The following is a 16,225-nucleotide window of genomic DNA, read 5'->3' as shown; positions in this document are numbered from 1 at the left end:
GTACTCAATGGCGGCATGCCGCTGGTGCGTTACAGAAATAACGCAGAAGCGAGCGGATGCTTTAATGCCGGTTCCTGTTGGTGCAGGTGTTTGAGTCCTGTTGTGACCTTCAAGTCACGGGTGATGGCCAGGTTTAACGCGTTATCGTTCATCGCGAGCAAGCTCGCTCCCACAGGGGATCTTCGGTGAACACAAAATCCGTGTTCGGCACCAATCCCTGTGGGAGTGAGCCTGCTCGCGATGGCGGTTTCACATTCAACATCGAAGGTGGCTGACCCACCGCTTTCGCGAGCAAGCTCGCTCCCACAGGGGATCTTCGGTGAACACAAAATCCGTGTTCGGCACCAATCCCTGTGGGAGTGAGCCTGCTCGCGATGGCGGTTTCACATTCATGATTGAGGTGACTGACCCACCGCTTTCGCGACCAGGCTCGCTCCCACAGGGGATCTTCGGTGAACACAAAATCCGTGTTCGGCACCAATCCCTGTGGGAGTGAGCCTGCTCGCGATGGCGGTTTCACATTCAACATTGAAGGTGGCTGACCCACCGCTTTCGCGAGCAGGCTCGCTCCCACAGGGTTTGTACATCGACCACCCGTCGCCACTGTCAGATCTGACAGTAGCCAATACCCCATCATTTTTCGTGTGATAGCACCAATGCCCGTCCTGCGGCAAAGGAGCCTTCCCATGACCCGGTTACCTGCACTTGAATCCGATTCCACCCTCGCCCTGCGCCCGCCCTACTTCCCGTCCGGCACTGACCTGATCGACCCTCGGCACTACGCCGGCGGCATCCCGATTCGTGCCCTTGAAGGCAACCTGCAATGCATCATCTCCCCCTGGGGTGTGATGGGCATCGGCGATGAGGTTGAACTGTTCTGGCACAGCCTCACCTCGCCAGCCGCCAGCAAATCCATCCAGTTTGACCATGAAGTGAACCAGCAAGTGGTGCTTTGGGTGCCGCGCAGTCAAGTGCTGGAAGGTGACGCGATGCCGGTTTTTTATCGGGTGAGACGCCGCAGTCAAGGACCGGAAGACTCGGAGCCGAAGGAAACCTATCTGGTCAAGACCACCCGCCCCGGCGGTTACGACGACAGCCCCGAGCCGGGGCATTCGGGCTTTCGCTACACCTTCCTGACGGACATCTCCGGCGGTGTCGATGCCGATATGGCGGATCGCGGTGTGCAGTTGCGGATTGAGCCGTATGAAAACATGACGGCGTTCGACCGCATCGTCTGTCGTTGGGGCAGTCAGGAGGTGATGCACTATCCGGTGACCCAGGAACAGGTCGATGACCCGGTGAACAACCCTATCGTGATCACCTTCACCCGCGATGTGATCGAAAAGGCCGGCGATGGCTCGCGGGTGGTGGTGACGTATCAGGTGATCGACTGCGTCGGTAACTACCCGGATGAACGTGATCCGTGGGCGCCCTTCAGTTATGTGCTGGTGGATCTGGGGGGGAATCGGCTGGATGCGCCGCTGGTTCTGGTCAACAACAGACCCACCAACAGCATCGATCTCGACCAGTTGGGCGACGACGATGTCGTGGTGCGGGTCTACACCACCACCGCAGACTTCGCGGTGGGCGACACTGTCCGGCTCACCTGGACCGGTACGCCCGCCCAAGGCTCGCCGATCATTGTCGGGCCGTTGCAAGAGTTGGTGGACTTCGTGCCGTTTCAGCTCGACTTCACCATCCCCAACGCCGCCGTCAAAGCCATCGCCCAAGGCTTCGCCACGGTGTCCTACGTGCGGGTGCGCAGCGGCGAAACGGATCGCCCGTCGAAAACCGCCAGCGTCAGCGTGCAAGGCGATATCAGCCGTTTACCTGCCCCGAGCGTGGCGCAAGCACCCGGCGGCACCCTGCCGCCGGATTCGCCTTACGCGACGATTTCCGTGCCGTACTTTGAAGGCCGAAAAACCGGGGACCTGATCACCGTGCATTGCCAGGGCCGGCGTCCCGGCGGTGGCGAGACGTATTACCCGATCACCATCATCGTCGCCGACAGCGACGGCAAGGCCGCCATCACCCGCGACCTGCCCGGCAACCAAATTGCGCCGCTGCAAGGCGGCACGCTGAAGATTTACTACGTGGTGGCCAACGACGACCTGGCGGTGCGCAGCGAGCGCGACTCGTTGCCGCTGGAACTCAGCGTCGGCGTGGCCCTGCCCGATTTCAAACAACCGGAAATCACCGAAGCCGACGGCGACGTGCTACTGCCGGAAAACACCCCGAACGGCGCCAACGTGATCGCGCCGTTCAACCTACCCTCCGACACCCGCGCCGGCGACACCGTCGGCCTGCGCTGGACCGGATCGGTCACCGGGGCTCATCCGCTATACGAAATTCCGCTGACCAACCAGACCGCCGGCAAACCGGTACCGTTTTTTGTCAGGCCAGAGCATATCCACCCCAACCTCAATGGCACGGTGACAGTGGATTACTACCGTAAACGCACGGGGGAAGTGACGCGGTTTTCGATGGCGCGGGTGTGGAGTGTGGGCGGCGTGCAACTGGAGTTGAAGGCGCCGGAGATCAAGGAAGCGCCTGGCACCACGCTAAATCCAGTGGCTGCCAAAGATGTTCTGACTGCTGTCGTGGACTACGACGACATGCAGGTCGGCGACAAGATTACCGTCACCTGGGCTGCCGCTGCTGGCAGACCGGCCGAAGGTTCTCACACCACAACCTCGATCGATATTGTGACAGTGAGCCCGAAAGACGTGCCGTTGCCGAACTCGCTGGTAGCGTTTTGTCTGGGAACCACCGTGACCGTAACGTATAGCGTCACGCGCGGCAGTGACCCCGCCCAACCTTCGCTCCCGTTGCGTTTGAACGTGCTCAACATTCCGGATCAAAGCGCTGATTTACCAACGCCAACCATCGCGGGAGTGACGGAAAGGGATCTGAACGTCGCCGGGCTGAAGGGTGATGAGAAACTGGCCGTAAACGAATGGCTGTTGCAACTCAGCGGTCAACGGGTGTGGCTGAGTCTGAAAGGAACAAAAGAGAATGGTGCCGAGGATGAGTTGATCATTTGGGAAGGTCCGGCTCACATCCCTTCGGCCGGACTGGAAACACCGGCACCTATTGATTGGTTGAGGACGTTGAAGGACGGTTCGGAGTTGACCGTTACGTTTATGGTCAACTTTGACAAGGTGGCGGATAGAGCGTCGGCGGTTAGGTTTCCGGTACGCATATATACCGTCAAAGCGGTTGCGGCGATTAAACTGGAGTTTATTAATGGACCGTATGTAGTTGCACCGATGGGCCGCGTCAAGAACATCCAACTTAGCCTGCACGACTTAAACAACACACCAGTTGCCAACGGCGAAGTAACGCTGACGTTGCCCGCGCAGTTCAAATATGCTGATGGTGGGAACGGAGCACGTGGGTTCAAGACAGATAGTGACGGCACTGTTGTTATCAGCGGCGTGAAGGCAAACATGGACACAGGGGAATATAAATTGATAGCGAGCAGCTCTTCAGTTATAACCGAGTCCGATCTAATCATCACTGCGCAGCCACCACTAGGTACTATTGCCGTTCGAGCAGGCGACATTTTAATCAGCCCGGACGGCACTCGTCTTTATTGCCGAGAAACTTATAGCAGTATAATCGTCGTAGCAGATGCTACGACATTATTGGAAGTAGCAAGATTCAATATGCCAATTGCTTCTAATCCTAGAGTCCTAGCTATTAGCCCAGATGGCGGACGTCTTTATCTAACCTGTAGCAATGATAACCAACCAGCTGTAGCCGATACAACCAGTAATACAGTTATAGGACGTCTACCCGTGCGTTACGGTATAGGCATTGCTATTAGTCCTGATAGCAAAAGAATTTATGTTGGCTGCAATGATCCCGAGGGTTACCAAATCGCAGTAATTGACGCAGCAACACTTCAGAAGTTGTCTTTCATCAGTACCGTTCGGCTCCCCGTGAAAATTATCATCAGCCCCGACGGCAACTCGCTCTATACCAGAAGCGATAACCACAACGACATAGATGTCATAGATACGCGCACGCACACAGTATTGAAAAGCATTCCAACACCAGGGAACACTTCCCTTGCGATGAGTCCTAATGGAGCTTTTGTTTATGTCTGCCACTACAATGAGGGTTCAGTTACAGTGATTAGCACCGCTTCAAATCAAGCAGTTAAAAATATACCTGTTTCGTACCGACCAAGTTATATCGCATTTAGCCCGGACGGGGCGTGCGCTTATATCTCCCACGAATCATACAGACTAATAACGGTAATTGACGTAATGACTCAGCGAGTTATTCATCAGATAGATGGCAGTAGCGCTGCATATGGCATTGCCGTTAGCGCGGATAGCAGTCGCGTTTATATAGCCCGTACGCCCATTGATACTATTGAGGTAATTCAAGGATTTTGAGCAAAAAAATTGCAAAACGGGGACGCATGTATTTTTAGAGACCCACGCCCCTTGTAGGAGCTGTCGAGTGAAACGAAGCTGCGCCTACGGGGTGTGGCCGGGTGCGGAAGTTGCCTACGGGAAAAGCAGCTGTTTCAGGCGTTGCGCCGGGTTGACTGCCCTGCCCTGGCTCCCTATCCTCACGCCCGTCACGACTCATTCGTGATCGGGTTTGACGGCCTGGACTTCCTTACTACGCGCTCAGCCTTTCTCTGCTCGTGCACTTGTGTGCCCGGTCATTGCATATGGCGACTGTGCGTGGGGCATCTTCGGATGCGCCGGGTTAGTGAGGACCGGTCCGTCAACCTGCGCACAGTTGCCACCCAATTCGTTTGACGGCGATTTCGTGGCAGCTCTTTTTAATCTAAAAGAGATACCTCGCTTATGACGCAAGCAACCACAAAATCCACCCCTTTTTCCCCCTGCGATCACGTCGATCACCACCTCTTCGCCGTACAACCCGATATCCCGCTTCTCGACGCCCTGGAACACGCCTCGGTCTACCTCAGCTGCGCCGAAGCCCTCGCCCATCAAGCCCCCACCGCCACCCGCCCGGAACACGGTGCATCCATGCGCTGGGCCAGCCAACAAATGCTCGGCACTGCGCGCTCGATTGTTCAGGCTTCGATCGGCGGTTTGCATGCGGCCGAAGCGGGAGGTGAAGCATGAATGCGCATATGCCGATGACCAGCAATGACAGCGATACGCCGGTGCTGATGGTCGCGACCGAGGCGCCGCTGGATGTGTTGCACGACAGCGCTGCCGGCCGTTTTCTGGCGGGGACGCAGATGATGGAGAGTCTGGCCAGCCTGGATATCAGCCAGGCCAAGGGCGCCGATGTGCAGCAATTGGCGCAGGCGGCGGCGATGTTGTTGAGGGATGGGTGTGATGTGATGGATGTGTTGGGGCGGCGGATTCGGGCTCGGGTTTGACGGCTTGATTTGATGTTGAATGGGGCGGCCTCATCGCGGGCAAGCCTTGCTCCTACAGGGGATTTTTGTCGGCCGCTATACCGTGGAGCGACGCCAATCCTGTAGGAGCAAAGCTTGCTCGCGAAGGCGATTTCACAGTCAGCATAGAGGTTGACTGACCCACCGCTTTCGCGAGCAAGCCCGCTCCCACATTGGAATGCATTTCCCTGTGCATTTCCCTGTAGGAGCGAGCCTGCTCGCGAAGAGGCCTTATCAGGCGATGACGATCCCTGAGCCGGACAAACTCTCCAGCCCAACCCCCACCAACGTCACCGAATCCCCGCCAAACGTCAGCACGGTGTCATGCCCGACCGTCGTGGCGTGGGCGCGGAAGTTATCGTCGGGCGTAACGCCCTGAACCCCGAGGAACACCAGTTTGTCGCTGGCCTGATACCCAATCACCTTGTCCTGGCCAAACCCGCCAGTGAACAGGAACGTATTGATCCCGCCCCCCGACTCCATCAGGTCATTGCCGGCGCCGCCGACGAATACGTCGTTGCCCTTGCCGCCGATCAAATGGTCGTTGCCGTCCAGGCCAAACAACCAGTCACCCGTGGCATGTGCCGTCAGCGTGTCAGCCCCCGCGCCGCCCTTCACCGTCGAGGCGTATTGGGTGATGTTGTTGCCGACTTTCAGGCCATCCGCCGTGACGCTGTGGGTCACGTCGTCCTTGAACACGCCCCACAGGAACGCCGGTTCCTTAGTGAGGATGTTGCCGATGTCGCGGGTGATGCTGATCCCGCCGTTGGCGTCCTTCACGTAGAGGTTGCCGACGCCGTCATTGGCGAACACGAAGTTCTTCACCGACTGCTGCAAATCCAGCACGTTGCTGCCCTTGCCGCCGAGCACGATGTTGTAACCGCCGCCGTCGCGGAAGGTGTCGTTGCCGTCCCGGCCTTCGAGGTAGTCGTTGCCCTTGCCGCCCTGGATCAGGTCGTTGGCGTCGCTGCCGATGATGAAGGTGCTGCCCTTGTGGGTTTCGGCGTTGCGGTTCAGATCCTGGACCCAGGTGTTGGCCCGCGCCGGGTCCGAGAGGTTGGCGACGACGATGGTCGAGTCTTTGCTGGTGAGGTCGTAGAACTTCGACTCGATCACCCGGTTCATCCCATCGCCGTACGCAGTCGGCAAGTGCGAGATCCAGGTCGGAATGTTGAGAATGGAAAACGGCAGCACGTTCCACGCGGTCGAGGCGTAGTGATCGTTGAAGCTGACGATGTTGTCGGTGGTCGATGCCTTGGCCGCGTCGTGCACGCCGACTGACGCCAGGTTGAAGGTCGAGCCGTCGAGGGCGCGGAATACCGGGTCGTTTTCGTAACCGACGTTCAGCACTTTGTCGTTGCTGCTTTGGGTCGGTGAGGCGTAGGCGATGTAGTTCGAATCCTTGTAGAAACCGCCCCACTTGTCCGTGCTCAGGTCCGCCGCGCTGTTGACCGCCAGCCCGCCGAGGCTGTGGCCGCTGAACAGCACGTCCTTTCCGGACAAACCATTGGCACTGGCAAACGCCGCCACATTGCCGAGCAGTTTGCCGAACGCTTCACCGACGTAATTTTTCGCGTAATCCTTGGGGCCCAAAGCGGCCAACAGATCATTGATCGCATCGCCGATGGAATCACCAATCAGAATTTCCCGTGGGCCACTGGTGCCACGGAAAGACACGCCGACTTCGGTGAGATGACCCTGGGCGTCGTATTTGCCGAGGATCTCGACCTGCGCGCTGGTGAACCCGGCCTTCTCACCGTAGAAGGTTCCCCGTGCATCGGTCTTGCCGTCATAGCCCAATTGCGTGGCTGTGATCGGCGTCCAACCGGCCTTTTTCACGGCTTCCAGTGCGAGTTTTTCCGAATCCGGGTTCCACGGCACGCCGGGAATCACCCCTTGGGAATCGGTGCCACCGACCAGCGCGGTGATCAGCGTCGCTGGCAGCCCGAGGCCGAAGCCGTTGTGCTGATAGCCAGCGGCAAAGCCGTTATCGAGGTTGTGATAGGAGTACAGCGTGATGGCCATGGCGTCGCTGAACAACGCCTTGGATTCTGCTGTGCTGAAGTTCTTGTAGTCATACACACCCATTGAAATTGCCTCTCTCTTTATTGGAGTTGTCAGAGATAGCTCACAACCAGGACGCCTCACTGACGAGGCGCCCCGGAGCATTCAGTGCATGCAGCTGTTCTTACGCGAAAGTAACGCCTGAAGCCGAAAGGCTATCCAGCCCGACGCCGACCAACGTCACGGTAAAATCGCCGACCTTGAGCAGCGCGTCGTGGCCGGACTGGGTCGCATGTTGCTTGTAGTCATAGCCCTGCCCCGCGCCCTGTACGCCCATGAACACCAGTTTGTCGCTGCCCTGATAGCCATTGATCGCATCGAAACCAAAGGCACCGCTGAACAGGAAGGTGTTATTGCCACCACTGGCGTGCATCACGTCATTGCCCGCGCCACCGACGAAGGTGACGTGGCTTTTGTCGCTGCGCAGCAGGTCGTCTCCGGCATTGCCGAACAGCCAGTCGCCATCAACGGTGGCCGCCAGGGTGTTGCCGTAGGCGTCGCCATTGAGCGAATGGTTGTAGTGGGTCAGCTCAGTACCGTTGAGCAAACCGTTGGCCGTGACGTTGTAGGTGACATCCTTAGTGTTCAACCACGAGCCAGGCTCCTTGCTCACCAACGCACCGATGTCCCGGGTCAGGCTGATGCCGCCGTAGGCGTCGCGCACATACAGCGTGCCGTCGCCGTCGTTGGCAAAACTGAAGTTCTGCAACGGCTTTTGCAGCTCGAAGGTGTTGCTGCCCTTGCCGCCGAGCAGGATGTTGTAGCCACCGTCATCGCGGAAGCGGTCGTTGCCGTCCCGGCCCTCGATGAAGTCATTGCCGGCGCCGCCCTTGAGCAAGTCGTTGCTGTCGGTGCCGATGATGAAGGTGCTGCCGGTGAGCGGCTCGCCGCTGCGACCCAAATCCTCGACCCAGGTCTTGCCCCGGGAATCCAGCGCCAGGTTGGAGACGATCAGCGTCGAGTCCTTGCTGGTGAGGTCGTAGAAGCTCGAACCGATCACCCGGTTCAAGCCGTCGGCATAGCCCAGCGAGCCATGGGCCGACCAGCTCATCGGGTTAAGAATGCTGAACGGCACCAGGTTCTGCGCGGTGGAGGCGTAATGGTCATTGAAGTTGACGATGTTGTTGGTCGCCGACGCCTGATAACCATCGTGCTTACCCACCGAGCCACTGCTGAACGTGGTGCCATCCAGCGCGCGGAACACCGGATCGTTCTCGTAGCCGATGTTCAACACGTTGGTCGACACGCTTTGGGTCGGCGAAGCGAAAGCCACGTAGTTGGCCTCCTTGAAGAAACCGCCCCAGTTGTCGCCGCTCAACTCGGCCACGCTGTTGACGCCCAAGCCGCCGAGGCTGTGGCCGCTGACCAACACGTCCTTGGCCCCCACGCCATGGGCGATGGCGAAGGCCGCGACGTCCTTGAGCAAGGTGTCGAAGGCATTTTTCGCGTAGTTCTTCGCGTAATCCACCGGGCCGATGGCGGCCAGCAGGTTGTTTTTGATGTCGCCGAAGGTGTCGCTGTAGCCCAGGCCACCGGTGCCGCGAAAGGCCACGCCGATGCCGATCAGCTTGCCCGCCGCGTCGTACTTGCCGAGCACTTCGGCTTCGGCGCTGGTGAACCCGTCCTTCTCGCCAAAGAACGAACCTTGCGCACTGACCTTGCCTTGATAACCCAGCGCCGTCGCGCCAATCGGCGCCCAAGCGGTGGCGGGCAATGGCTTGCCCGTCGGCGTGTAGGCGTAAAGCGTCAGGGCGATGGCATCGCTGTACAACGCCTTGCCGGCCGCACTGCCGGCATTTTTGTAATCAAACAGTCCCATGTTTTGGCTTCCTTAGCGTCAAATCAGAACTGCCAGTCCAGGGTCAGGCCCACGCCGTGGTCCTTCTCGTTGGAACCGAGCAGCCCGTTGTAATCCAGGTTTACCCGTGTGGCGTTGTTCAAGGCCAACCCGGCGCGCAAGCCAACCACGGCGGCATCGCGATCCATGGAAACGCTCTGCACGTTGAACCCGGTGTTGCCGTTGGCAAAGGCCAGGTGTTGATCGGTATCGACACTGCTCAGGTTGTGCTGCCAGCCAAGGCTGCCGGACAGTTCCAGTTGCTTCTGGTCAGACAGCGCAATGGCTTTGCTCGCCCGCAGGCCGAGGGTCGAGAGCACCGCGTCGCGGTTGTCTTCACCACTTTTGAGCGCGGCGGCATCACCCTTCTCGGTGAAGCTGTCGCTGTTCAGGTGCACGTAGGCCAGTTTGGCGAACGGTTCCAGGGCCAGGGGTTGCAGGTCCAAACGATAAGCCGCTTCGGTGAACACCTGCGCGGTGGTCGCATCGTGTTTGGTTTTCTGCTTGCCGCTGACATCGGCGAATTGCAGCTCACGTTTCGCATCAATGCGATGCCAGCTGTAGGCACCGCCGACACTCAGGCGCAGGGCATCGATTTCATGCCCCAGGTACGCACCCAAGTGGTAGCTGTCGACGTCTGCCGACGAGTGCGTGCCATCGCCCATGCTCAACGAGCTGTTGCTATAACCGGTGACGAAACCCAGACGGGTATCTTTAGCGATCAAGCCATCGCCACCCACCAGCAAACCGCCGATGGAGCTGGTGGAACTCGCGTTCTCGTTGCCGCCATCGCTCTTGCCCCAGGCGCCCAGGACTTTGACCCACAGGTTGCTTTTGTCATCCGTCGGCGCGCCGGCGTCGAACAGATCACGTTCACGCAAACGATCGCTGACCGCGTCACGCAGGTAACGGCTGTCGTTGATCAGCATCGTGCCGATGGCCGGATGAATCTCGCCGGACAGTTGCTGGAACGCTTGCTGGGCTACCGCTGCGGTTGGCGACAACAGCAGGGTTTCGTACAACGCATTGCCCGCGCCCAATTGCTCGGCGGCCGCAGCCACGGCGCGTTGGTTCGGGGTCTGGCCGACATCGCTGAAGGACGTCGCGTTACGCTCCACCGCCAGTTGAATGCCGGTGGCCGAGTAATCGAGAGCGCCACCGATAAACAGGTAGTTCGGCAATACCGCACCGAACTGGCCCTGAATGCCGCCCGCCGCTTGCAGAATGTTGTACTGATGGCCGAGCAAGGATTGGGTTTCGGCGGTGGTCAGCAAGGTCGGACTGTTTTCCAGGGACAGGCTGACCGTTGCGCCATCGATCACGGCTTTGCCGCCGGCGATGATCTGGTCACTGTTGGTGGGCGACAGTTCCACCGCGTAGGTCGAACCCGGCTCGAAGACCACGTCGCCGGCCACTTGCAAGGTGCCGATGGAATTGCCCGGTGCCACGGTGCCGCCGCTTTTCGCGGTCAGTGCGCCGATGCGACCGTTACCGCCAAGGATGCCGCTGTCATTGACCGTGACCGCCGAGGTCAGCGAACCATTGATCGCCAGGCGCCCCTGATTGACCAGCGTCGGGCCGGTGTAGGTGTTGGCGCCAGTCATCACCAGGGTGCCGATGCCTTGCTTGGTCAGGCCGCCGTGACCGGAAATGTCGTTGCGCCAGGTGTCGAGCCCGCAGTGCACGTCGTTGCAGACACGTTCTGTGGGTTTGCCGGCGTCGATGATCCCGCCGATGCCCGGCAGGTCCGCGACAAACTGGCTGGAGCCGTAGGCGCCTTGAATGCGGAACTCTTCGGGGATGTCTTGCTCGGTGACGAACATCGCCGGGCCGTCGATGCCTTTGCCCAGGTTGATCATGCCCCAGCCGTACAACGCATCAACGCCAGGGGCGCCGAGGTCGGTGGCGGTGGTGCGCAAGACGCTGGCGACCTGCGCGCCGGTCATGTACGGGAAGCGTTCCATCAACACCGCCATGGAACCGGCCACATGGGGCGCGGCCATCGAGGTGCCGTTGTAGTTGGCGTAGCTGGTGCCGACATTGTTGGGGTCGGTGCCGGTGATGATCGAGCTGTAGATTTTGCTGCCCGGCGCCGACACGCAGTAACTCGCGGTGTAGCCACAGCGCGAGGAGAACACGCTGATGTTGTAGATATCGGCGCTGGTCAGGTCCGGGTTCTTTTGCAGGGCGGCGACGGTGATCCAGTTCGGCGCGATGTCCGGCACGAAGTACGCAAGACCGGCGATGGCATCCGGGTTGTTCAGGTTGTAGTCGTTGCCGGCGGCGAAGATCGTGACGATGCCGCTGCGGGCGGCGGCGATGGCGCCGTCGTAGGCACCACCGGGTTTGGTGCCGAGCAAGGGCTGGATCTCGTTGAACTGCAATTGCGCGTCCTGCACGGTGAAGTGCGGATACGCCGGGTTGCGCCCGCCGAGGTCGAAGCGGTCGGTGATGCCGATGCCCCAGCTGTTGTTGATGATTCGCGCGCCGCTGGCGATCAGGGCATCCCAGCCGGCCTTGTAGACCGCGCCGTCGTTGCCGCGAATGATCCCGTCTTCAGGGCCTGGGTCGCCGTTGTCGGCACTGATGATTTGCGCGCCGAAGGCCACGCCGTGCATCAGCCCGCCGTCGCGGCTGCCGGCAGCAATCCCGCCGACGTGGGTGCCGTGGGCGCCGAGTTTGCCGTCGGAACCGATCGAGGGTGCGCCGTCATAACGGAAGGCGTCCCCGGCTTTGACCGGGATGTAGGGGTCGGTGTATTCGCGGATGCCGCTGGTGACCAGGTTGATCACCTTGTTGGCCCCGGAAAATTCCGGGTGCTGGGCGTAGACCGGCTGGTCGAAGATCCCCAGCTTCACGCCTTTACCGGTGTAACCGGCGGCGTAGGCTTGCTGGGCATTGATCGCGCCCACGCCCCAATCGGCGTTGAACTCGGCGCTGCGCCAACTGTTCGGGTCACCGAGTTTGCCGCTTTCCACATAAGGCGCGGCATGGGCAGTGCCCAGCGTGGCCAGTGCGCAGAGCACGGCGAGGTTGAGGGTTTTCAACGCGAACTTTTTGTTTTCAACAGTCATCCAGCTACCTTCCTTAGTTGTGTTGCCAAAAATCCTGTGGCAATGGGCTTCACCTGATCTGCTGCGGAACTTGTGGGAGCGAGCCTGCTCGCGAAGGCGACCTGTCAGTCGATATCGATGTTGGCTGATACACCGCTTTCGCGAGCAGGCTCGCTCCCACAGGGAAATTTCCTTAGCCGGGATAACCCCATTCACCCCATCAAATGTTTAGAACTGCCAATTGAGGCTCAGCACCACGCCATGGCTTTTCTCGCGGCTGGCCAATTGGCCGGTGTAATCGAGGTTCAGGCGAATGTCGCGGCTCAGGGCCAGGCTGGCGTGGGCACCGACCAGCGCGGCATCGCGCACCAGTGGCGAACTTTCCACCGCAAACGCGCTGCCGCCGCTGGCAAACGCCAGGTGCTGCTCGGCATCCACACTGCTCAGGTTGTGCTGCCAGCCGAGGCTGCCGCTCAGGTCCAATTGTTGCTGGCCGGACAGGTTCACGGTTTTCAGCGCCCGCAGGCCCAACGTGCTGAGCACCGCATCGCGGGTGTCGCCATGGCTTTTCAGCGCGGCGGCGTCGCCTTTTTCGGTGAAGCCCTCGGTATCGAGGTGCACGTAAGCCAGGTTGGCGAACGGCTCCAGGGCCAGGGGTTGCAGGTGCAGGCGATACGCCGCTTCGCCGAAGACCTGAGTCGTTGCCGCATCAACCTTGGCTTTCTGCTTGGCGCTGACGTCGCCGTATTGCAGATCACGTTTCACATCGGCGCGATGCCAGCTATAGGCACCGCCCGCGCTCAGGCGCCAGGCGCCCAATTCGTGGCCGGCATAGGCGCCCAAGTGATAGCTGTCGACCTGCGCCGAGGAATGCGTCCCCGAACCCATGTTGACCGAACTGTCGCTGTAACCAGCCACCAGGCCGATCCGGGTTTGCTCATCCACCGCACCATCGACACCCGCCAGCAAACCACCAATCGAGGTGGTATAGCCGGCCGTGTCATGGCGATCATCTGTGTTGCCCCAGGCACCCAGGGCTTTGATCCAGCCGTTGCTTTGGGAGGCTTTCGCGTCGTTGAGACGTTCACCCACGGCATCGCGCAGGTAACGGCTGTCGTTGATCAACACCGAACCGAGCGCCGGGTAGATTTCCCCCGACAACTGCTGGAACGCCTGCTGCGCCGAACTGGCGGACGCCGACAGCAGCACGCTTTCGTAGACTGGATTGCCCGCGCCCAGCCCTTCCACGGCACTGGCCACGGAACGCTGGTTGGGGGTCTGGCCGACGCTGGCGAAACTCGTGGCATTACGCGCCACGCTCAACTGGATGCTGTTCGCCGAGTAATCGAGGCTGCCGCCGATAAACAGGTAATTGGGCAACACCGCACCGAACTGCCCCTGGATACCACCCGCCGCTTGCAGAATGTCGTACTGATGACCGAGCAGGCTTTGCACTTGTTGGGCGCTGAGCAAGGTCGGGCTGTTTTCCAGGGACAGGCTCACCGTGGCGCCGCTGACCGTGGCGGTGCCGCCGGCGACAATCCGGTCGCTGCTGGTGGGCGACAGTTCCACGGCGTAGGTCGAACCCGGTGCGAAGGTCACGTCACCGTTGACCTGCAAAGTGCCGATGGAATTGCCCGGAGCGACAGTCGCGCCCGCGTTGGCCGTCAGTGCGCCGATGCGCCCGGAGCCGCCCAGGGTGCCGCTGTCATTCACGGTGACGCTGGAGGCCAGGGAACCGTTCACCGCCAGCAGGCCGCCGTTGACCGTGGTCGGTCCGCGATAGGTGCTGTCGCCGGTGAGCATCAGGCGTCCGGCGCCGGACTTGATCAGGCTGCCTTCATAAACCCGGGTGGCGGCTGCGGCATCCCGCGCCATGCCCACTGCGTAGTCGGTCTGATCCTGTTGACTGGCACCCGCCGCAACGCCGTTTTCCCAGCCTTTGTCCTTCAGGGTTTGTTGCCAGGCGCTGTGTTCGGCGGCGTCTTCGGCCTGGCGCTGGATCAACGCTTTGTCGCTGATGCCGTTGCTCCAGACATCGCTCTGCCCTGCCCCCAGACTGGCGTCGAACGCGCCGAGCAATTGCCCCGGCCCGTGCAGCGCCCGTTCGAGGTTGGCGACGCCCCAGCCGACCTGAGTGTTCGGTGCGTCGGTGATCGACCCGTCGAGCTGGGTCGCGGTGGTCAGCAGCACTTGCAGCGCTTGCTGGTTGTTCATGTACGGATAGCGTTCCATCACCAGCGCCAGGGCGCCCGTGGCGTGCGGCGCGGACATGGAGGTGCCGGACTTGATCGCGTAACCGCCATCGGGGATGGTGCTGTCGATCTTCGCGCCGGGGGTGGTGATGCACCAGTATTTGGCGATCCCGCACTGGTTGTACTTTTGCAGATTGCCTTGATCCAGGCCCGAGACCGCCAGCCAGTGGCCTTCCAGGCCCGGCTGAAAGTACGGCAGCGCCGAACGCACGCTGGCGTTGGGGTAACCGCTGTTGCCGGCGCTGAACACGTTGATCACACCGCGACGGGAAGAGACGTCGGCGGCGGCATCCAGCCAGGTGCCTTTGTTGAAGTGCTGGGCGTAGGCCGCGTGCAAATCGTCGAGGGTTCGATAGCTGACATCTGGCGGCTGGCTGCCCCAGCTGTTGTTGATCGCACGCACGCCGGCATCCGCCAGCGCGTCATACGCCGCTTTGAAATAGCGTGGATCGGGGTTGGGGCCGAACAGGAAGCTGTCGGTCTTGTTGGTGTTGGCCACGTAGAGTTGCGCGTTGTACGCCACACCGTGCATGCCGGTGCCGTCGCGGGAAGCGCCGATGGTGCCGGCGACGTGCGTGCCGTGGGAGTCGTTGTTGGCGTTGAGCGTACCGTTGACATTGAACGGTGTGCCATCGACGTAGGTGCCGCTGGCCGTAACCCCGTGATAGCGGTCGGTGGCGAACTCTGGGTGGGCGGAATCGAAACCGGAATCCAGTTCACCGATGATCACGCCTTTGCCGGTGATGCCGGCGGCGTAGGCTTGATCGGCCTGAATGCGCGCCAAGCCCCAATCGCGCTGAAACTCGGCGGAACGCCAACTGGCGGCGTCGCCGGGTTTGCCGGTTTCAAGGTACTGGGCCTGGACTGCGCCGGGGATGGCCGAAACCAGGAGCAATAGCGTGCCGACCGAAATCGGTTTGATTTGTACGTCCATGTCTTTCTCGCTTTTTTGGCGTTTTTAGAGTTTTAGCCCCCTGCTCGCGGGGGTGGTCGTGCTGTTTTTGCTGTGTTACTTAAATGTGTGTCTGACTGAAGATCCACCCCTCACCCCAGCCCTCTCCCCAATGGGGAGAGGGGGAAAGGGAGCCGATCTTCATTGTTTTCAAACCTGAGTTCGGCTCGGTTTTTCAGGTCGATGTAGCGCCAACGTACAACTCGGTCAGTCCCCTCTCCCCAGTGGAGAGAGGGGGAAAGGGAGCCGATCTTCATTGTTTTCAAACCTGAGTTCGGCTCGGTTTTTCAGGTCGATGTAGCGCCAAAGTACAACTCGGCCAGTCCCCTCTCCCCAGTGGAGAGAGGGGGAAAGGGAGCCGATCTTTATTGCTTTCAAACCTGAGTTCGGCTCGGTTTTTCAGGTCGATGTAGCGCCAAAGTACAACCCGGTCAGTCCCTTCTCCCCAGTGGAGAGAGGGGGAAAGGGAGCCGATCTTTATTGCTTTCAAACCTGAGTTCGGCTCGGTTTTTCAGGTCGATGTAGCTCGTAAGTACAACCCGGTCAGTCCCCTCTCCCCCCTGGGGAGAGGGGAAAGGGAGCCGATCTTCATTGTTTTCAAACCTGAGTTCGGCTCGGTTTTTCAGGTCGATGTAGCGCCAACGTACAACTCGGTCAGTCCCTTCTCCC

General features: G+C 60.2%; 7 protein-coding genes. 3 read left to right on the top strand and 4 right to left on the bottom strand.

Annotation, left to right across the window (positions count from 1 at the left end; all coding sequences use genetic code 11):
• Window positions 1-686 precede the first annotated feature (686 nt).
• From BK667_RS12635 to BK667_RS12625, 3 genes are all read left to right on the top strand, one after another.
• Window positions 687-4,406 (top strand): hypothetical protein, encoded by a 3,720-nt coding sequence (locus tag BK667_RS12635; protein ID WP_123597794.1) that lies wholly within the window; start codon window positions 687-689, stop codon window positions 4,404-4,406.
• A gap of 423 nt (window positions 4,407-4,829) precedes the next feature.
• Window positions 4,830-5,114: a DUF3077 domain-containing protein gene (locus BK667_RS12630; RefSeq protein ID WP_123597793.1), complete on the top strand. Its 285-nt coding sequence runs from the start codon at window positions 4,830-4,832 to the stop codon at window positions 5,112-5,114.
• The gene (locus BK667_RS12625; RefSeq protein ID WP_123508415.1) at window positions 5,111-5,377 is read left to right on the top strand and encodes a short-chain dehydrogenase; all 267 of its coding nucleotides are present in this window, start codon (window positions 5,111-5,113) and stop codon (window positions 5,375-5,377) included. Before BK667_RS12630 ends, BK667_RS12625 begins: the two co-directional genes overlap by 4 nt.
• A 252-nt stretch (window positions 5,378-5,629) precedes the next feature.
• Here the strand turns inward: BK667_RS12625 and BK667_RS12620 are convergent, their stop codons facing one another.
• The 4 genes from BK667_RS12620 to eprS form a co-directional block, all read right to left on the bottom strand.
• Window positions 5,630-7,483, bottom strand: a complete 1,854-nt coding sequence (locus BK667_RS12620) for a polyurethane esterase (protein WP_123597792.1) — start codon at window positions 7,481-7,483, stop codon at window positions 5,630-5,632.
• 100 nt (window positions 7,484-7,583) lie between these two features.
• Complete coding sequence (locus BK667_RS12615; protein WP_123597791.1) at window positions 7,584-9,278, bottom strand: polyurethane esterase; 1,695 nt, start codon at window positions 9,276-9,278, stop codon at window positions 7,584-7,586.
• A gap of 23 nt (window positions 9,279-9,301) precedes the next feature.
• On the bottom strand, window positions 9,302-12,370 hold the full coding sequence (locus tag BK667_RS12610; protein WP_123597790.1) for an autotransporter serine protease: 3,069 nt from the start codon (window positions 12,368-12,370) through the stop codon (window positions 9,302-9,304).
• Window positions 12,371-12,577: 207 nt separating this feature from the next.
• A complete protein-coding gene (gene eprS / locus BK667_RS12605; RefSeq protein ID WP_123597789.1) occupies window positions 12,578-15,538 on the bottom strand; it encodes an autotransporter serine peptidase EprS in 2,961 nt (986 codons plus the stop codon).
• Window positions 15,539-16,225 lie beyond the last annotated feature (687 nt).

The organism is Pseudomonas frederiksbergensis (genome assembly GCF_003732705.1).
Taxonomy (GTDB): domain Bacteria; phylum Pseudomonadota; class Gammaproteobacteria; order Pseudomonadales; family Pseudomonadaceae; genus Aquipseudomonas; species Aquipseudomonas frederiksbergensis_F.
Note: the sequence above shows the minus strand (reverse complement) of the source record. Positions and strands in the feature narration are given on the sequence as shown.

Coding starts and splice junctions, on each gene's coding strand:
- BK667_RS12630 (WP_123597793.1), top strand. CDS start 4,830: ATGACGCAAGCAACCACAAAATCCACCCCTTTTTCCCCCTGCGATCAC.
- BK667_RS12635 (WP_123597794.1), top strand. CDS start 687: ATGACCCGGTTACCTGCACTTGAATCCGATTCCACCCTCGCCCTGCGC.
- eprS (WP_123597789.1), bottom strand. CDS start 15,538: ATGGACGTACAAATCAAACCGATTTCGGTCGGCACGCTATTGCTCCTG.
- BK667_RS12610 (WP_123597790.1), bottom strand. CDS start 12,370: ATGACTGTTGAAAACAAAAAGTTCGCGTTGAAAACCCTCAACCTCGCC.
- BK667_RS12620 (WP_123597792.1), bottom strand. CDS start 7,483: ATGGGTGTGTATGACTACAAGAACTTCAGCACAGCAGAATCCAAGGCG.
- BK667_RS12625 (WP_123508415.1), top strand. CDS start 5,111: ATGAATGCGCATATGCCGATGACCAGCAATGACAGCGATACGCCGGTG.
- BK667_RS12615 (WP_123597791.1), bottom strand. CDS start 9,278: ATGGGACTGTTTGATTACAAAAATGCCGGCAGTGCGGCCGGCAAGGCG.